At 58.1% G+C, this 17963-nt stretch carries 15 protein-coding genes; 5 read left to right on the top strand and 10 right to left on the bottom strand.

What is annotated here, in order from left to right:
* Positions 1-4 precede the first annotated feature (4 nt).
* Genes sdhA through sdhC form a run of 3 tightly spaced genes read right to left on the bottom strand, consistent with a single transcriptional unit; the run spans position 5 to position 2495 of the window.
* Complete coding sequence (sdhA, locus tag AAIA72_RS01545) at positions 5-1777, bottom strand: succinate dehydrogenase flavoprotein subunit (protein WP_369601698.1); 1773 nt, start codon at positions 1775-1777, stop codon at positions 5-7.
* Positions 1777-2124 (bottom strand): succinate dehydrogenase, hydrophobic membrane anchor protein, encoded by a 348-nt coding sequence (gene sdhD / locus AAIA72_RS01540; protein ID WP_369601697.1) that lies wholly within the window; start codon positions 2122-2124, stop codon positions 1777-1779. Before sdhD ends, sdhA begins: the two co-directional genes overlap by 1 nt.
* Entirely contained in the window at positions 2118-2495 is a 378-nt protein-coding gene (gene sdhC, locus AAIA72_RS01535) for a succinate dehydrogenase, cytochrome b556 subunit (RefSeq protein WP_369601696.1), read from the bottom strand. Before sdhC ends, sdhD begins: the two co-directional genes overlap by 7 nt.
* 432 nt (positions 2496-2927) lie before the next feature.
* Here sdhC and gltA point away from each other — a divergent pair, with 432 nt between their 5' ends.
* Positions 2928-4202 carry a citrate synthase gene (gltA, locus tag AAIA72_RS01530; RefSeq protein WP_369601695.1) on the top strand — a complete coding sequence of 425 codons (1275 nt, stop codon included), beginning with the start codon at positions 2928-2930 and terminating at the stop codon, positions 4200-4202.
* Between the two features lie 113 nt (positions 4203-4315).
* The gene (locus AAIA72_RS01525; RefSeq protein WP_369601694.1) at positions 4316-5206 is read left to right on the top strand and encodes an NAD(P)-dependent oxidoreductase; all 891 of its coding nucleotides are present in this window, start codon (positions 4316-4318) and stop codon (positions 5204-5206) included.
* Here AAIA72_RS01525 and topA read toward each other — a convergent pair.
* Complete coding sequence (gene topA / locus AAIA72_RS01520) at positions 5189-7936, bottom strand: type I DNA topoisomerase (protein WP_369601693.1); 2748 nt, start codon at positions 7934-7936, stop codon at positions 5189-5191. The genes AAIA72_RS01525 and topA overlap by 18 nt on opposite strands.
* 141 nt (positions 7937-8077) lie before the next feature.
* Between topA and AAIA72_RS01515 the strand changes: the two genes are divergently transcribed.
* On the top strand, positions 8078-8794 hold the full coding sequence (locus tag AAIA72_RS01515) for a hypothetical protein (protein ID WP_369601692.1): 717 nt from the start codon (positions 8078-8080) through the stop codon (positions 8792-8794).
* A gap of 145 nt (positions 8795-8939) precedes the next feature.
* On the opposite strand, the gene fadA is transcribed toward AAIA72_RS01515, so the two are convergent.
* Both fadA and fadB read right to left on the bottom strand, forming a co-directional pair.
* The gene (fadA, locus tag AAIA72_RS01510) at positions 8940-10115 is read right to left on the bottom strand and encodes an acetyl-CoA C-acyltransferase FadA (RefSeq protein ID WP_369601691.1); all 1176 of its coding nucleotides are present in this window, start codon (positions 10113-10115) and stop codon (positions 8940-8942) included.
* Positions 10116-10149: 34 nt separating this feature from the next.
* The gene (gene fadB / locus AAIA72_RS01505) at positions 10150-12297 is read right to left on the bottom strand and encodes a fatty acid oxidation complex subunit alpha FadB (RefSeq protein ID WP_369601690.1); all 2148 of its coding nucleotides are present in this window, start codon (positions 12295-12297) and stop codon (positions 10150-10152) included.
* Positions 12298-12735: 438 nt separating this feature from the next.
* Between fadB and AAIA72_RS01500 the strand changes: the two genes are divergently transcribed.
* Entirely contained in the window at positions 12736-13569 is an 834-nt protein-coding gene (locus AAIA72_RS01500; RefSeq protein ID WP_369601689.1) for a hypothetical protein, read from the top strand.
* Here the strand turns inward: AAIA72_RS01500 and AAIA72_RS01495 are convergent.
* The gene (locus AAIA72_RS01495) at positions 13535-13954 is read right to left on the bottom strand and encodes a hypothetical protein (protein WP_369601688.1); all 420 of its coding nucleotides are present in this window, start codon (positions 13952-13954) and stop codon (positions 13535-13537) included. The genes AAIA72_RS01500 and AAIA72_RS01495 overlap by 35 nt on opposite strands.
* An 83-nt stretch (positions 13955-14037) precedes the next feature.
* Between AAIA72_RS01495 and AAIA72_RS01490 the strand changes: the two genes are divergently transcribed.
* Positions 14038-14466, top strand: coding sequence for a universal stress protein (locus tag AAIA72_RS01490; protein WP_369601687.1), 429 nt, complete (start codon positions 14038-14040; stop codon positions 14464-14466).
* Positions 14467-14469: 3 nt separating this feature from the next.
* Here AAIA72_RS01490 and AAIA72_RS01485 read toward each other — a convergent pair whose 3' ends face one another.
* The 3 genes from AAIA72_RS01485 to AAIA72_RS01475 form a co-directional block, all read right to left on the bottom strand.
* Positions 14470-15153 carry a hypothetical protein gene (locus tag AAIA72_RS01485; RefSeq protein ID WP_369601686.1) on the bottom strand — a complete coding sequence of 228 codons (684 nt, stop codon included), beginning with the start codon at positions 15151-15153 and terminating at the stop codon, positions 14470-14472.
* A gap of 74 nt (positions 15154-15227) precedes the next feature.
* Positions 15228-17138 carry an ATP-binding cassette domain-containing protein gene (locus tag AAIA72_RS01480; RefSeq protein WP_369601685.1) on the bottom strand — a complete coding sequence of 637 codons (1911 nt, stop codon included), beginning with the start codon at positions 17136-17138 and terminating at the stop codon, positions 15228-15230.
* Positions 17139-17924: an MOSC domain-containing protein gene (locus AAIA72_RS01475; protein ID WP_369601684.1), complete on the bottom strand. Its 786-nt coding sequence runs from the start codon at positions 17922-17924 to the stop codon at positions 17139-17141.
* Positions 17925-17963 lie beyond the last annotated feature (39 nt).

Raw genomic sequence — 17963 nt, 5'->3', positions numbered from 1 at the left:
GGAATTAGTAGACACGTGCCTGTGGCTGGAACGGCTCAACCGTCTTCGGAGACATGTTGACATCCCGCTTGCCCACCTTCTTCTCGATCGGGAAGAACAGGGAGTGCTTCAGCCAGTTTTCGTCATCACGCTCGGGGAAGTCATTGCGTGCATGGGCACCACGACTTTCCTTGCGCGCCTCGGCAGAAGTGGCCACCGCTTCTGCCACCGCGAACAGGTTATCCAGTTCGAGGGCTTCGATACGGGCCGTGTTGAAGGCCTTGCTCTTGTCTACCAGGTGCGTGTTCTTGACGCGCTCGGCGATTTCACGCAGCTTCTCCAGACCCTTCTGCATGTTCTCGCCCTCGCGGAAGACACCGAAGTGGAGCTGCATGGTGTTCTGCAGATCCTTCCGTACTTCAGCCACGGACTCACCGCCCTTGGTACCTTCAAGGCGATTGAGACGTGCCATGGCCGCTTCGATGTCGCTTTCGGAGGGCGCCATCGCCTCATAGCCTTCCTTCAGCACCTTCTCGATCTGCAGACCTGCCGCGCGGCCGAAGACCACCAGATCCAGGAGGGAGTTGCCACCCAGGCGGTTACCGCCATGAACAGACACACAGGCAGTTTCGCCGCATGCATACAGGCCATCAATGACCTTGTCATTGCCATTTTCATCCAGCGTCAGCGCCTGACCACCAATGTTGGTCGGCACGCCGCCCATCATGTAATGGCAGGTGGGCACAACCGGGATCGGCTCCTTGACCGGATCCACGTGCGCGAATGTCTTGGACAGCTCACAAATGCCGGGCAGGCGCAGATGGAGGGTCTCCTCACCCAGGTGATCCAGCTTCAGCAGTACATGATCCTTGTTGGGACCACAACCGCGGCCTTCCAGAATTTCCATCATCATGGAGCGGGCAACCACGTCACGGGACGCGAGATCCTTGGCATTGGGCGCATAGCGCTCCATGAAGCGCTCACCATTGGCATTGATCAGGTAGCCACCCTCACCACGACAGCCTTCGGTCACCAGCACGCCGGCACCATGAATGCCCGTCGGATGGAACTGCACCATTTCCATGTCCTGCAGCGGGAAGCCGGCACGCAGCACCATGCCCATACCGTCACCGGTGTTGATCAGAGCGTTCGTCGTGGAGGCATAGATACGCCCTGCACCACCGGTTGCCAGAACGGTCGCCTTGGCCTGAACGAAGTTGACCTCGCCGGTTTCGATGCACATGGCGATGACACCGACCACGGCACCTTTCTGGTTTTTCACCAGATCAATGGCATACCACTCATTGAGGAAGGTCGTGCCGCCGCGCAGGTTGGCCTGATACAGCGTATGCAGCAGCGCGTGACCTGTACGGTCGGCCGCGGCGCAGGTCCGGGCAGCCTGACCACCCTTTCCGAAATTCTTGGACTGACCACCGAAGGGACGCTGGTAGATACGGCCAGATTCGGTACGTGAGAACGGCAGCCCCATGTGCTCAAGCTCGTAGACAGCCTGAGGGCCGACGGAACACATGTACTCGATCGCGTCCTGGTCGCCGATGTAGTCGGAGCCCTTGACGGTGTCATACATGTGCCAGCGCCAGTCATCATTGGGATCCGCAGAAGCAATCGCGCAGGTGATACCTCCCTGAGCTGACACCGTATGAGAACGGGTCGGGAATACCTTGGTGATACATGCAGTCTTGATGCCGGCCTGCGTCAGCTGCAGCGCAGCACGAAGCCCTGCACCGCCGCCGCCGATTACCAGCGCGTCATAAGAAAGAGTTTTCAGATTCGTCATCACAGCCCCCACAGCACTTCAACGCCCCACACGACATAGACAAACAGCAACACACCGCAGAACACCTGAAACAGGAACCGCAGTGCTGCCGGCTTGATGTAGTCTGTGGAAACGGTCCACAAGCCGATCCAGGCATGCGCCAGGATGGACAGCAACGCCATCAGCGAGAACACGCGCACCCAGGTCAGTCCGAACAGGGCCTTCCACCCTTCATAGGTCACTTCGCCTGACAGTACCAGCGTCCCCACAATGAAGAGGGTATAGATTGCCAGGATAACGGCAGTCAAACGCTGGACGATCCAGTCCTGAACACCACTTTTACCGTAATTCGTTGCCGGATTTACCATACCCATACTCCTGCTGCCAGAATCAGAACCACAGAGACGGCAAGCACCACCTTGGCACCGGTCTGCCCGCCTTCCAGGGTTTCACCAATCCCCATGTCCATCAGCAGGTGCTTGCAACCCGCAACCAGATGGTAAAACAGGGCCGACAGAATCCCCCAGAGGATCAGCTTGGGAAAAAAGCCTTCCATCAGGGATTTCAGCGCAGCGAAAGACTGCGCGCTTTCGAGCGACTGATCCAGCCCCCACAGGAGAAAGCCCACGCCAAACAAAAGGATGACGCCGGTAATCCGGTGCAGGATGGAAGTAATCGCCGGGAGAGGGAAGCTGAACTGGGTCAGATCCAGATTTACAGGTCGATTATCGCGTTTCACAGCTCTTCACACTCGCATTATTATTGCCCGGACGGGCAGTTTATGAACATGCATGCAACCAGTGCTGGAGAAGCATCACATTTTCCTGGCACTCCGGCCAGCCGCCGGGAATTATAGGTGCCCACCGCGTGAATTACAAATACGACATGTGGCCAAGTCCGCGCCGCACATTGGTTTTTGCAGCAATCCAAAAGCCCCGCCCGGACAAAAGGACAAAAACGTCAGAATAAACACTTTGCATTTCATCCGTTTGACATGGATGAAACTACTTACATCCTGACGCCTAAATCAGTATCATGTGCGCACAATGAACCAGGCAGCCTGCGGTGCATGAGGGGCCAGCGCGTCGCCATATCCCGGCACGCATGGTGAAAAAGGCAGGAACAATGGGCTGCGCAATTCCAACGAGCTGATACGACACAGGAGAGCTCCATGACTGACAAAACCGCTACACTTTCGGTCAATGGCAAAACTATTGAACTTCCCGTCTACTCCGGCACCGAGGGTCCGGATGTCATTGACGTCAGAGGGCTGGTCAAGGAAGGTCTGTTCACCTATGACCCGGGATTTGTCTCCACGGCATCCTGCGAATCCAAGATCACATACATTGATGGCGAAAATGGTATCCTGCTGCACCGTGGCTACCCCATTGAACAGTTGGCAGAACACTCCACCTACCTGGAAACCTGTTACCTGCTCCTGCACGGCGAACTGCCGACCCGCGACCAGTACGCGGCGTTCGAGCAGACAATCAAGAACCACACCATGGTGCATGAGCAGCTGCGCAAGTTTTATTCCGGTTTCCGCCGGGATGCACACCCGATGGCCATCATGGTTGGCGTGGTCGGCGCGCTGTCCGCGTTCTACCACGATCATCTGGACATCCGTAACCCGGAAGACCGTGAAATCACGGCACACCGCCTGATTGCCAAGATCCCGACGCTGGCAGCCATGTGCTACAAGTACTCCATGGGTCAGCCGTTCATGTACCCGCGCAAGGACTTGGATTATGCATCCAACTTCCTGTACATGATGTTCGGCACGCCGACCGAAGAGTACAAGCCGAATCCGGTCCTGGCCCGCGCCATGGACAAGATCTTCATTCTGCACGCCGATCACGAGCAGAATGCTTCCACCTCGACCGTGCGCCTGGCAGGCTCTTCCGGCGCCAATCCGTTCGCCTGTATCGCTTCCGGTATCGCCGCACTTTGGGGACCGGCTCATGGCGGTGCCAACGAAGCCGTGCTCAAGATGCTCAACGAAATTGGCGACGAATCGCGCATTCCCGAGTTCATCGCACGTGCCAAGGACAAGGATGATCCGTTCCGTCTCATGGGCTTCGGTCACCGTGTCTACAAGAACTTCGACCCGCGTGCCAAGGTCATGAAACAGACCTGTGACGAGGTGCTCAAGGAGCTGGGCCTGGAGGACGATCCGCTGTTCCGCATCGCCCGCAAGCTGGAGCAGATTGCGCTGGAAGATCCGTACTTTGTGGAGAAGAAGCTCTACCCGAATGTGGACTTCTACTCCGGTATCATCCTGCAGGCCATCGGCATTCCGGTATCCATGTTTACCGTCATCTTCGCACTGGCACGCACCATTGGCTGGTACTCGCACTGGAACGAGATGATCAGCGGTTCCTACCGCATTGGTCGTCCGCGCCAGCTTTACACCGGCGAGCACAAGCGCGACTACCCCCAAAAGTAAGCGCGCCAGCTTCAGGGATAAAAAGGGTCACTTCGGTGGCCCTTTTTCTTGGGTCGTACCAACCACTCTGGCACAATGAAGTCAATTCGCCTGACAGAAATGAGGTGCACACGATGAACAAACCATTTTCCCGAATCGGCTTCATTGGACTCGGCGTGATGGGCTTTCCCATGGCCGGCCACCTTCATCGCGCCGGCTTCAATGTCATCGCCTGCAACCGGACACCGGAGACCGCAAAGCGCTGGGCCGACACTTATGGAGGCACGGCCACATCAGATCTTGCCGACCTCCGCGAATGCGACCTCATCATCAGTTGCATCGGCAAGGACGAAGATCTCCTGTCCGTATTCTCCGGCGACAACGGACTGATCCGCGCCCTGCCCGAAAATGCGGTTATCGTGGATCACACCACGGCATCGGCCACCGTGGCACGCCAGTTGGCCGCAGAGGCTGCTGAAGCGGGCAAGCATTTCATCGATGCACCGGTATCCGGGGGACAGCAAGGCGCGGAAGACGGACGGCTGACCATCATGTGTGGCGGGGACCCCGCTGCGTTTGACCGGGTCAAGCCGGTATTGGCGCACTACGCTCGCGCAGTCACCCTGATGGGCCCTTCAGGCAGCGGCCAGCTGACCAAAATGTGCAACCAGATTGCGATCGGCGGCCTGCTTCAGGCGCTATCAGAGAGCATCCATTTTGCCGAAACGGCAGGACTGGACGTTCACCAGGTGCTGGACGTGATCTCGAAGGGCGCCGCTCAATCCTGGCAGATGGAGAATCGCGGGCACACCATGGCTGACGGCCGTTTCGATTTCGGTTTTGCCGTGGAGCTCATGCGCAAGGACCTGCGCATCTGTCTGGAACAGGCCCGCGAGTTGGGTGCATCCCTGCCAGTGACGGCCCAGGTGGATCAGTACTACGCAGACATTGAGGCCATGGGAGGACGTCGCTGGGACACCTCCTCGCTCATTCAGCGCCTGCGGGCATTACACCCGAAGGACTGACCTGCCTGATGGATCCGTGGCGATCGGCCACGGATCCATCCGGAAGTCACTTCGCTGTCTTGCCAGCCTCTTTTTCACAGACTTCTTGCGTGATCCGCCAGCGGCGCCGGATTTGGCGGCCTTCTCTACCCATTTGCCGTCTTCGTAAAACGCAGTCCATCCCGTGGGCTTGCCATCCTTCTCGGACATGACGTACTGCTGCTTGGTCTTGCGGCTGAAGCGAATGATAGCGGGATTACCTTCCGGGTCGGCAACGGGTGCCTCCAGCAGGTAGTGATACTTGGGATCAATCTCATCCTTGTGCGGGATCAATTCGGCTACCTTGGGCGGTCGTGTTTCGCGGTTCTTCGGAAACTTGCTGGCAGCCAGGAACAGACCGGATGCACCGTCTCGCAGAACGTAGGTATCCTCAACCTTCTCACATTTGAGTTCGGGCATGGGCACCGGATCCATTTTGGGCGGGGCCGGCTCACCATTTTTAAGCAGCTTGCGCGTATTCCCGCAGCCTTCCGCCGTACAGGCAAAATACTTCCCGAAGCGTCCGTTCTTCAGCTCCATATTGGCACCGCACTTGTCGCACTCAAGCACCGGGCCGTCGTAGCCCTTGATGCGGAACTGGCCTGTCTCCAGCTCATATCCGCTGCAATCCGGGTTGTTACCGCAGATATGCAGCCTGCGCGTTTCATCAATCAGCCACGCATCCATTGCGGCGCCACATTTCTTGCAGCGACGCTTGGCCATCAATGCACGGGATTCGCTTTCATCATCGTCATCGGTGACCGCCACAGCTTCTTCACCGGGCACGAGATTGAGCGTTTTCTTGCAGCGTTCCTTGGGCGGCAGACTGTAACCGGAACAGGCCAGGAAAACGCCGGTGCTCGCATTGCGGATCAGCATCGGCCTGCCACAATCCGGGCACGCGATATCGGTTTCCACTGCAATATTGCCCCGCATACCCCCTTCATCCTGCTCCGCCTTCTCCAGCTTCTTCGAGAAGTCTGCATAGAAGGCGTCCAGCACGCGGATCCAGTCCTCCTTCCCTTGGGCAATTTCATCCAACTCCTCTTCCATGGAAGCGGTAAAACTGTAATCCATCAGATTCGGGAAGCTCTCGATCAGGCGGTCCGTCACGATATCTCCCATCTTTTCCGCATAGAACCTGCGGTTGCGGAGCGAAACATAACCCCGCTCCTGAATGGTGGAAATGATCGCCGCATAGGTGGACGGCCGGCCGATACCCCGTTTTTCCAGCTCCTTGACCAGCGCGGCTTCGGAATAACGCGGTGCCGGCTTGGTGAAGTGTTGCGCGGGCAGGACATCCAGCAAGGTGAGGCGGTCGCCTTTCTGGAAATCTGGCAGCAGACTGTCCGCATCCTTGCCGGGAGGCGGCAATACCTTGTAGAAGCCGTCAAAGGTGATGATGCGCCCCTTGGTCTTCAGCTCGAAGTCTCCGGCACGCACCACAATCTGGGTGCTGATGGCCTTGACGTCTGCCATCTGGCAGGCGACGAACTGACGCCATATCAGCTCATACAAGCGGTCAGCATCCTTCTCCAGCCCCTTGAGGTCAGAAGGCATGGTCCGCACATCCGTGGGCCGGATGGCTTCGTGCGCTTCCTGAGCATTTTCACGACTACCATACACTTTGGGCTGAGGAGGCAGGTATTCATTGCCGAATTTCTTGCCGATATAGGCGCGACAGGCTTCCACGGCCTCGGCAGACAGGTTGGTGGAGTCCGTACGCATGTACGTGATGTAACCGGCTTCATACAGCCGCTGCGCAAGCATCATGGTCTTCTTGACGCTGAACCCGAGCCGGGTGCTGGCAGCCTGCTGCAGGGTTGAAGTGATGAAAGGTGCCGGCGAGCGTGACGTCGTGGGCTTGTCCTCACGCTGAACCACTTCAAAGGACTGCTGCTTCAGCTGCTCGACCAATGCGCGGGTGTCGGCCTCATTGGTGGGCCGGAATGGCTTGTCCTGATAGCGCGACACCTTGAAACGCGCCTTGTCCCCGGCCTTGGCAAGGTCCGCGTCCACTTCCCAGTACTCTTCCGGCACAAAGGCACGGATTTCACGCTCGCGCTCCACAATGAGGCGCACGGCCACACTCTGGACTCGTCCTGCACTTAGGCCGCGAGCAATTTTCTTCCAGAGCAGTGGGGAAACCATGAAGCCCACTACCCGATCCAGAAATCTGCGGGCCTGCTGGGCGTTGACGCGGTTCATGTCCAGATCGCCCGGATGCTGAAAGGCTTCCTGGATGGCCTTGCGCGTAATTTCGTTGAAAACCACGCGGCGATAGCGCTCCGGATCACCGCCGATCGCCTCGCGCAGGTGCCAGGCAATGGCTTCCCCTTCGCGGTCAAGGTCGGTTGCGAGATAGATGGTGTCAGCGTTCCGTGCGAGGCGGCGAAGCTCTTCAACTACCTTCTCCTTGCCGGGCAGAATCTCGTAATGTGCCTTCCAGCCATGCTCCGGATCCACACCCATTCGCTGTATCAACTGGTCATGCGACTTCCGGGCTTTGTAGGCAGCCTTCTCCTCCGGTGACATCTTGCGGGTTTTGGCCGCTTCCTGAGCGCGAGCGGATGGGTTGGCCTGTCCACGGCTGCCTGTGGGCAAATCCCGAATATGGCCTACACTGGATTTGACGATATAGTCTGCGCCCAGATACTTGTTGATCGTTTTGGCCTTGGCAGGCGACTCGACGATGACCAGCGCTTTTCCCATGAGCAAACTTTCCCGTGCATTCCAGAAAACAGGCCCCATATATAAGTGCTGCCCTTTCGCGGGTCAAGAAAAAACACGAAGGCTGTTGAGATTCCATTGGTTTTGTCCGAGACTTGCGAAGTCACTGGCAAGAGGTTGTCCATGTCTCTCTCTCTGATCCTGATCATCATTGGTGTCGTGGCAACGGGTGGTGCACTGTTTGCCGCCTGGCTCAAAACCCGGGAGCGGATGCTGCTCCAGAAACAGAAACAACTGCGGATGCTGCTCCAGCGCTACCACGAAACGGAACCGCTGCTCACCTTTCTGTTGGAAAAGGATACCTCTGCGGACGTTGCCCGAACCCTGAACCAGGATCTGCTGGATATGTGTCGCCAGATGCAGCGTCTGGATCCCAACCACAGCGAGGTTCTGCAACTGCTCGAGTCTTGCATGCAGCGTGAGTCACAGCTTGCGACCGGGACCTGGAGCCCGAAGACAGAATCCATTGTGGAAAGCGATCAGCAGCTGCAGCGTATCCAGCAAGTCTTCAACCAGATCACCCACAAGCTGCAGCGCATGAAACTGCGCGGAAAGCTGCCGGCCGCCACCTATGAGTCTCATGTGGCGCATCTCAGGGGGCGGCTGCTTCAGATTCAGGTGGACAGTCACCGTGCTCTGGCAGAGCGCCTGCTTGCGGAGGACAACCGTCGTGATGCGGAGATGCACCTGAAGCATGCGCGATCTGCTCTGCAGAAGTCTTCTCACCAGTTTGACGGCAAGACGGAGCTGATCAAGACGCTTTCAGATCAGATCAAGGCGCTGCAACGTGGTGAGCTACCGGATCAGAACCCGAAGTCCACCGAGGCACCCCAGGGTTAGCGCTGAAGTACCGCGAAAGCCATCTGGCGGGGCCGCCTGATCTCAACGAATCTGTCAGCCTGTTCTGAAAAACAAAACCCCCTCACTTTGGAGGGGGTCTTGCAATCGGGAGCGGCCAGCGCAGCTCCCTGTCGGGTCTTCAGGTTCAGACGCGCTCGAAAACGGTCGCAATCCCCTGACCCAGACCGATACACATGGTGGCCACACCCAGTGTTCCGCCATTCTGCTGCATGACATTCAGCAGCGTGGTCGAAATACGGGTACCGGAACAACCCAGCGGGTGACCCAGAGCGATGGCACCACCGTGCAGGTTGACCTTCTCGTCCATCACATCCAGCAGCTTGAGGTCCTTCAGTACCGGCAGAGACTGCGCGGCAAAGGCTTCGTTCAGCTCCCAGAAGTCGATGTCTTCAACGGAAAGGCCGGCACGCTTGAGGGCCTTGCGGGTCGCCGGCACGGGACCGTAACCCATGATCGCGGCATCCACACCGGCAACTGCCATGGCACGGATCTTGGCAATCGGTGTCAGGCCCAGCGCCTTGCAGCGCTCATAGGACATGACCAGCATGGCTGAAGCACCGTCGGTGAGCTGAGAGGATGTCCCGGCCGTAACGGTACCGTTCTTGGGATCGAATGCCGGCTTCAGCTGAGCCAGACTCTCAACGGTTGTCTCCGGACGAATGGTTTCATCCTGCTCGATCAGGGTCGGCACACCGTTGGCGTCATGACCGACGATCGGCACAATCTCGTTCTTGAACTTGCCTTCCTGAGTGGCTTTCCAGGCCAGGCGATGAGAACGGGCGCCGAACTCATCCTGCATCTGGCGGCTGATACCATGCATCTTGGCCAGCATCTCTGCGGTCAGGCCCATCATGTTGGAAGCCTTGGCAGAATACTTGGATGCAGCCGGGTTGTGGTCGAAGCCCTTGGTCATGGGCACATGGCCCATGTGCTCGACGCCACCGACCACAAACACGTCACCCTGGTTGGTCATGATGGCCTGAGCCGCCGTGTGCAGGGCAGTCATGGCCGAACCGCACAGACGGTTCACGGTCTGCGCACCGGAGGTAACCGGGATACGGGTCATCAGCGAAATCTGGCGGGCCACGTTGAAGCCCTGCTCAAGCGTCTGGTTGACGCAGCCCCAGATCACATCTTCCACTTCTTTGGGATCGGCGGCCTGGTTGCGGTCAAACAGTGCCTCGATCAGCGCCGCAGACAGGTCTTCCGCACGAACGTGACGGAAGCAGCCGTTCTTGGCCCGCCCCATCGGGGTACGTACGCAATCGACAACGACAACGTCTCTTGGATTAAGGCTCATATTCTTCTCTCCGTTCGGAATTCTCTGTTAGCGGTTAACCGTGGAAGGTCTCGCCCTTCTTCGCCATTTCACGCAGACGCTCGGTCGGCTGATACAGCGGCCCCAGGTCGGCATACTTGTCTGCAATTTCGCAGAACTTCGCCACGCCGATCTCGTCGATATAGCGCAGAGCACCACCACGGAACGGAGGGAAACCGATACCGTAGATCAGGCCCATATCTGCTTCTGCAGCGGTTTCAACGATACCATCTTCCAGGCAGCGAACGGTTTCGATGCACAGCGGCACCATCATGCGCTCAATGATTTCCTCTTCAGAGAAATCACGCTGTTCTTTCTGTACACGCTTGACCAGCTCGTAAGCCGTCTCGTCAGAGACCTTCTTCTTCTTGCCCTTGCGGTCAAGTTCGTACTTGTAGAAGCCCTTGTCAGTCTTCTGACCAAAACGCTTCTCTTCGAACATGACGTCGATGATCGTTGTCCCTTCATGCTTCATGCGATCCGGGAAGCCTTCGGCCATCACGCCGCCAGCATGGTGTGCGGTATCCATGCCCACAACGTCAAGCAGATAAGCCGGGCCCATGGGCCAGCCGAACTTCTCCATGACCTTGTCAACTTTCTGGAAGTCGGCACCGTCACGGATCAGGCCGATAAAGCCGCCGAAGTACGGGAACAGGATACGGTTGACCAGGAATCCCGGGCAGTCGTTGACCACGATCGGCGTCTTGCCCATCTTCTTGGCATAGGCCACCGTGGTTGCAATGGCGCGGTCACTGGTCTTCTCACCGCGGATAACTTCCACGAGCGGCATCAGCGGAACCGGGTTGAAGAAGTGCATACCACAGAAGTTTTCCGGACGCTTGAGGTTCTTCGCCAGCAGGCTGATGGAGATGGTGGAGGTGTTGGACGTGAGGATGGTGTCTTCACGCACCACATCTTCCACTTCGCGGAGGACAATGTCCTTCACCTTCGGGTTCTCGACAACAGCTTCAACCACCAGATCCACGTTGCCGAAATCACCGTAGCTCAGGGTCGGCACGATGTTGTTCAGGGTATCGGCCATCTGCTCGGGCGTCATCTTGCGCTTGGCCACACGCTTGGCCAGCAGATTTTTCGCTTCGTCCAGACCGGCCTTGAGCCCCTGCTCGTTGATATCCTTCATCAGGATCGGGGTACCCTTGTAGGCGGACTGGTAGGCAATGCCGCCACCCATGATACCGGCACCTAGCACAGCAGCGCGGTTGACTTCACCCGCCTTGTCGTCCCATGCCTTGGCCTTCTTCTTCACGATCTGGTCGTTCAGGAACAGGCGAACGAGGTTGCCGGCAACAGGTGTCTTGGCCATCTTGGCAAAGCCCTTGGCTTCCACTTCGATCGCCTTGTCGCGTGCCAGACCGGCATGCTTCTGCATGGTCTTGATGGCTTCAACCGGTGCCGGGTAATGACGACCTGCCTGGCCGGCCACAAAGCCCTTGGCGGTTTCAAAGCACATCATGCTTTCCATGGGGTTCAGCTTGAGCTTGCCCGTCTTCTCGGCGCGGCGCGCCTTGTAGTCCAGCTTGCCTTCGATGGCGTTCTTCAGCAGCTGAACTGCCGCGTCGAACAGCTTCTCGGGCTCAACCACCGCGTCAACGGCATGTTCCTTGAGCGCTTTCTCGGGCTTGTTCTCGCTGCCCATGCAGATCCACTCGATGGCATAGTCCGCGCCGATCAGACGAGACAGGCGTACGGTACCGCCGAAGCCCGGGAAGATACCCAGCTTCACTTCCGGCAATCCGACCTTGGCCTTGGTGGACATGACACGGTAATCGGTGGCAAGACACATCTCGAAACCACCACCCAAGGCCAGACCGTTGATTGCGGTCACGGTCGGGAACGGCAGATCTTCAATGTCATTGAAAATGGCGTTGGCCTGCAGGTTGTTGGCCACCAGTTCTTCTTCCGGCCCGGAGAAAAGTTCCTGGAATTCGGTGATGTCTGCACCAACGATGAAGCTTTCCTTGGAGCTGGTGACAACCAGACCCTTGATGTCCTTGCTCGCCTTGAGCTTGTCAGTGGCTTCACGCAGTTCAGAAAGTGTCAGGCGGTTAAACTTGTTGACAGACTCGCCCTGTAAATCGAAGTTCAGCACAGCAATGCCGTCTTCGTGCATTTTGACCGTGATGGCTTTACCTTCGTAAATCATCAACTGTTCTCCAAGCATGTTTTACTGAATGACGCACCTGATCAGCCGCCCTGGGCTGTCGTGTGCGGTGCGACCCTTTTCCTGAGCATGGTCAAACCCGAGTGATGATTGAACCAAAATTCATACGCTCGTTTGAATTAGGTGTGCACACCATGGAAAAATTCGAGCAATTTGTCAATGAGATCCGCATATTTTTTACGTGATCATCCGTATGGAAAATGCCAAATGCGCAGAATTACAGGGACTTACAAAATTCACTTAGAAACCACGGGAAAAACTGATAACATCCCGATTTCAGGATTTCCGGCAGAGAGCCTGCATCGGCACGTCAGTTCTTTGACGAAACAAGCCTTATGGCCTAGTCTTCAGTTATGGACTGCGTCCCTTGGGGTATCTGCCCGAGCTGCCAACAAAAACAAATCCAGAGAGTAGAAAAACATGACCATCACTTTAGATCTGCGCCGTTCTATCGCTGCCTTTCTGTCGCTTCTGTTGGTCTGCGTACTCGGAGCATCTTCGGCCTGGGCGCTGACACCCGAACAGGCCCGTCCTATCGCGGATAACCTTCACCAGGTGCGCGTTCACAGCTACCAGGCAATTCGTGCCTTCTACAACTTCAGCCTCGCACCGGGTGACAAGCTCGCACTGACCGAAGTGCGCGAAGAGATCAATGCCGTGAACAGTGCCATGAACACTCTGGAATCCACCGAAGGGGTGACCGAAATCCAGGATGCACTGACAGCGCTGAGCGCCAAGTGGCATGAGTACAAAGAGCTACTCAATACCAACGTAAACGATGTCGTGGAGCAAGGTTATCCCGACTTGCGCCTGGTCAGTGACATGGCACAGCGAAACGTGGACATGAACGAACTGGCCGCAAAGGCATACCGGGAGGTGCAGGAAAAGTCCGGTTACAACCCTCCGGCCAATGTGGAGCTGATTCGCCAGTCCATTTACTTGCTGGAATCCATGGCCACCAAATACGCCGCCCGTAGCGCCTCAAGCGCCTCCCAGATCTTCCAGGGCGCGGACACGGAAAAGCCCATGGATGAACAGGCCAGGCTGCTGGACAAGAACCTGGAAAAGCTGACAAACATGAAGCTGCCTGCGGACCTGGAGAAGACTCTGGACAGGATTCAGGCACAGTGGGCCTTCATCCGCGGCTCATTCATCAACTACAACGAAAACAACGTGTATTACGTGGTCAATCGCTATTCCAGGCGCATTGTCGAACTCTTCAACGAGATGCTGGCGTCTCTGGAGTCTGCCTGAGCGACCTTATCCAGTTCACGACGCTTTCCAGAGCCGCCTCTTCGGGCGGCTCTTCATTCCAGATCACACCCACGTACCCCGGTCCCCGCACACCCAGCAGTCGTGATGGTTCACCCAGCGCAGCACTCAGATCCGGAGGCGGTGGTATATATTCCGTATCCTGCGTGTCAGCATTGCCCGAGGTGACCCAGTACAGGTACCAGGGCCCTTCCGCCTCCGGCAATGTTTCCGGCAAATCCCTGGAAAACATGCGGCGGACATGCACACCCTGCTTCATGGCCCGGGATCGTACCTTTTGAACCTTCCGCTCCCAGGGACTGGGCAGCAGCCATGTCAGGGTGCCGACAATAAACACGACGCCCACAATAATCCATAACCATGCCATTCTTTGACCTGCCTCACTTGATCCATTGCCATCAGCCACTATTGTTATGTGTACGAAAACCGGAAAACCAAGGGAGCCACACCATGTATTCCAGAATTCTTGTTGCGGTGGACGCAACAGATGAGTCAAAACAGGTTGCCACCAAGGCCGCCTACCTCAAGCAGCAGACCGGTGCGGCCATTACCCTGCTGCATGTGGTGGAGCCCATTGCGTATGCCTATGGCGGGGATATTCCGCTGGATATCGGAGACATTCAGAAGCAGATCGAGGACAATGCCCGCGCACAACTGGAGGCACTCAATCGCGAGTTTTCGCTTGAGGCTGAGCTGATTGTGACCGTAGGCCGGCCAGAGGCTGAAATTCACCGGGTTGCCGAAGAAAAGGAGGTCGGCCTCATTGTCGTCGGCAGCCACGGCCGTCACGGTCTGCAACTCTTGCTCGGCTCAACGGCAAATGGCGTGCTGCACGGCGCCAAATGCGACGTACTGGCTGTCCGCATCAGGGACAAGTGATCCTCAGGCCGGCGGCTCGCCCTGCAGGAAGTGCTGACGCAGCTTCAGCAACTGCGCCTCCAGGGAAAAGGTGACACTGGAAGCCAGGGAGAAGAAACTGAGCAGGGCTTTGAGATTGGAGTCCTGTTCACAGGCCGAATGGATGCGCTGCCACATGGCCTGGTTGACCAGCTGGAGCTGTCGGTTGAGCTCGATCAGCCCCTTGAGCTGCCAGTCAGCCGTGCCATTTTCGCGCAGTTGAAAGTACTGTTTGAGCAGGTACATGGACACGGAACGGAGGATAAACTCTTCTTCGGACGCAAAGGGCATGTGATGGAGCGCCAGCGGACGCAGCTGACCGAGAATGGGGCAGCCTGAAGTCGCCATGACCAGCCCCATGAGGGAGCGCAGGCCTTCCTCAAGGCTGGTGCGCTTGAAATAGCCGCGCTGTGGGGTGGTCACCTCAACTCTGACCTTCTGAAAAGCCGGCTCTCCATGGAAGACGTCCACCAGATCAATCAGATCCACCGCCGCCGGGCACCGCGCCCCCTCCTGCTTGCCTAGCGGGCAGTTCACACACTGGCAATGTCCGAGCCTCGTCCAGGCCGGCAGGGTGCGGTGCTCTTCCGTAGCCACAGGTCGCTGGGTATCCACCTCAAACACATAGGGTTCCCGGCTTTCAAATTCGAATCGGTATTCGATCAGCATCTGATTGAGATCCTCCTGGGAAACACCCTACAGTCTAGCGTGTGAATACCATAACGGCTGTGGAATTTTGTAAATTATCCCCGGGACATGTCCTCCAGCTCCATCCATCGCTCCAGGAGGGCTTCCAGCGCTTTCTGCCGCTCGGCCAACTGTTCCAGCGTACGGGTCACTTCCACATGATCGCCCGTGTAGAAATCGGGGGACTGGGTCCGGGCCTCAAGCGCTTCGATCTCGCGCTCCAGACGTTCAATCTCTGCAGGCAGCTGTTCCAGTTCGCGCTTGAGTTTGTAGCTGAGCTTGCCCTGGCCTTTGCTGCGCTCTGGCGCGGACGTACCGGATTCCGGGGGCGCTTCCGCAGCCCCCGCGTCCCGTTGCGGCTTGTCAGGCACTGAGGCCGGGGACGGTCGCTGAAGGAGCCAGTCGGAATAGCCGCCGGCGTATGCCGTCCAGCGCCCGTCCCCCTCCGCAACCAGCGTGCTGGTGACCACATTGTCGAGGAAGGCGCGGTCGTGCGAGACCAGCAGGAGCGTGCCATCATAGGCGGTAAGCATATCCTCCAGGACTTCCAGCGTTTCGATATCCAGATCGTTGGTGGGCTCATCCATGATCAGCAGGTTGAAAGGCCGTGTGAACAGCCGGGCCAGCAGCAGGCGGTTGATTTCTCCGCCGGACAGGGCACTGGCAGGGGTTCGCAACCGCTGACTGTCAAACAGGAAGGATTGCAGGTAGCCGGCCACATGAAGGGTCCGCCCGCCTACTTCGACGTGATCCTTGCCTTCTGCCACGTTGTCCCAGATGGATTTCGAGAGATCAATCTGATCACGCGACTGGTCGAAGTAACAAATTTCCAGTTTGGTTCCCCGGCGAATGTGGCCGCTCTGTGGCTGCAGTTCGCCGGTGACCAGCTTGATCAGCGTGGACTTGCCGATACCATTGGGCCCGAGAATACCCACCCGGTCGCCCCGCATCAGCGTCCAGTTCAGATCCCGCACCTGGGGGTGATCCGGATCATGTCCGAAGGTCACCTGTTGCATGTCCACCACAATCTTGCCGGAGCGCTCGGCCTCCTGAATCTGAAGCGAGGCAGAGCCCTGCCGCTGGATACGCTGGCGTGCGGCCTCTCTGAGGGCCTTGAGCGCGCGGACACGACCTTCATTGCGGGTGCGCCGGGCCTTGATGCCCTGCCGGATCCAGGCTTCCTCCTGCGCCAGCTTCTTGTCAAACCGCTCGCGGGCCTTTTCCTCGGCATTCAGCTGTTCCGCCTTCTTCTCAAGATAGGCGTCATAGGGCGCCGGCCAGCTGTAGAGCTTGCCGCGATCCAGTTCCACGATACGGGTGGCGGTACGATCCAGGAAGGCCCTGTCATGGGAAATGAAGACGACGGCACCGCCAAATCCCGGCATCCATTCCTCCAGCCAAGTAATGGCGTCCACGTCCAGATGGTTGGTGGGCTCATCCAGCAGCAGCACATCGGGAGCCGGCAGAATGGCCCGCGCCAGCAGCACACGCCGTTTCCAGCCACCGGACAGATCCTCGTACCGGACATCGGGATCCAGTCCGAAACGATCCAGAATACTTTCTATGCGCTGATGCACGCGCCAGCCATCCCCCAGTTCGATGCGCTTCTGCAGCGCATCCAGGCGAGCCAGATTCACCTGCTCCCCTTTCTGGCTCTCGTGGTGCCAGTCCTGCAGTGCATCGCCAAGCTCGCCCAACCCTTCAGCCACCACGTCATACACGGTTTTTTCAGGGATATCCAGAAGGGCCTGGGGCAGCATGGCCACCTTCAGATCCCGCTGCCGCTGCAGTTCCCCGCCGTCAAGCTGCACATCGCCCAACAGGACTTTCAGCAGGGTGGACTTGCCGGCACCGTTGCGGCCAACGATACAGAGGCGTTCCCCAGCTTCCAGTGTCATGTCCGCATGATCGAGAAGCGGATGATGCCCGTAAGCCAGACAGGCGTCACGAAGTGTAATCAGTGCCACTTATTCCTCCCGCAGGCTCATGCCGGCGCAAAGCATGCCCGGTGCCCGCACAAGGGCATTCCTGCCAAATATCACGCCCGCTTCCGTTTTGCGGAATCCCGCCAGCGTCCTGAGAACTTCCGGGTGCCTCGCCTGAGTGTCGGGATCCAGCGTGGTCATCACGCAGCGGCTGCACGGCTTGCTCAGGGCTATGGTCACTTCGCCCGCCCTCAGCGTGCTCCAGCCATCTTCGGCCCAGGCCTCGCCGCCCCCGATCACCACATTGGGCCGGAATCGCCGCATGTCCAGCGCCATGCCGACCCGCCGGGCAAGGTCCTCCAGAGACGCCTGGTGAGTCACCAGAAGCGGAAACCCGTCTGCAAAGCCGGTCCAGGCATCTCCCGCCCAGGCCGGATCCACGGGCCGGAGGTTTTCAGGGGGTATCCAGACCAGCTTCACGTCCTGCCCCAGGTATCGCCCGAACCACTCGCTCCCGGCTTCTGACAGGCACGCCTTGTCCACAGCGTCCTGCCAGACCTGGCTGCTGACCACCGGGCCGGAAACGGGACGCTCAACATGCAGGGATGGCATCCCGGGCGCCGTGAGCCAAAGTCCGGATTCATCGGGCAATGGCTGGACGCGAAGCAGTTCGGGGTGCTTGCGTGCCGTCAGCATCGCCCCGGTGGAATCGGTCACCATCCAGCGGCGGTCACCGGCCAGGCCCTGCGGTCCGGCCCAGACATGGGAAACCCGGATGCCCGCACAGGACTTGACCGGATAGAGATACAAAGAATGAATCCTGAGCATGAAGCGCCTTTTCCAACCCGTTGATCAGGGCGGAAAGTG

The organism is Thermohahella caldifontis (genome assembly GCF_041153465.1).
GTDB lineage: Bacteria > Pseudomonadota > Gammaproteobacteria > Pseudomonadales > Oleiphilaceae > Thermohahella > Thermohahella caldifontis.
Note: the sequence above shows the minus strand (reverse complement) of the source record. Positions and strands in the feature narration are given on the sequence as shown.

Coding starts and splice junctions, on each gene's coding strand:
- sdhA (WP_369601698.1), bottom strand. CDS start 1,777: ATGACGAATCTGAAAACTCTTTCTTATGACGCGCTGGTAATCGGCGGC.
- sdhD (WP_369601697.1), bottom strand. CDS start 2,124: ATGGTAAATCCGGCAACGAATTACGGTAAAAGTGGTGTTCAGGACTGG.
- gltA (WP_369601695.1), top strand. CDS start 2,928: ATGACTGACAAAACCGCTACACTTTCGGTCAATGGCAAAACTATTGAA.
- AAIA72_RS01525 (WP_369601694.1), top strand. CDS start 4,316: ATGAACAAACCATTTTCCCGAATCGGCTTCATTGGACTCGGCGTGATG.
- topA (WP_369601693.1), bottom strand. CDS start 7,936: ATGGGAAAAGCGCTGGTCATCGTCGAGTCGCCTGCCAAGGCCAAAACG.
- AAIA72_RS01515 (WP_369601692.1), top strand. CDS start 8,078: ATGTCTCTCTCTCTGATCCTGATCATCATTGGTGTCGTGGCAACGGGT.
- fadA (WP_369601691.1), bottom strand. CDS start 10,115: ATGAGCCTTAATCCAAGAGACGTTGTCGTTGTCGATTGCGTACGTACC.
- fadB (WP_369601690.1), bottom strand. CDS start 12,297: ATGATTTACGAAGGTAAAGCCATCACGGTCAAAATGCACGAAGACGGC.
- AAIA72_RS01500 (WP_369601689.1), top strand. CDS start 12,736: ATGACCATCACTTTAGATCTGCGCCGTTCTATCGCTGCCTTTCTGTCG.
- AAIA72_RS01495 (WP_369601688.1), bottom strand. CDS start 13,954: ATGGCATGGTTATGGATTATTGTGGGCGTCGTGTTTATTGTCGGCACC.
- AAIA72_RS01490 (WP_369601687.1), top strand. CDS start 14,038: ATGTATTCCAGAATTCTTGTTGCGGTGGACGCAACAGATGAGTCAAAA.
- AAIA72_RS01485 (WP_369601686.1), bottom strand. CDS start 15,153: ATGCTGATCGAATACCGATTCGAATTTGAAAGCCGGGAACCCTATGTG.
- AAIA72_RS01475 (WP_369601684.1), bottom strand. CDS start 17,924: ATGCTCAGGATTCATTCTTTGTATCTCTATCCGGTCAAGTCCTGTGCG.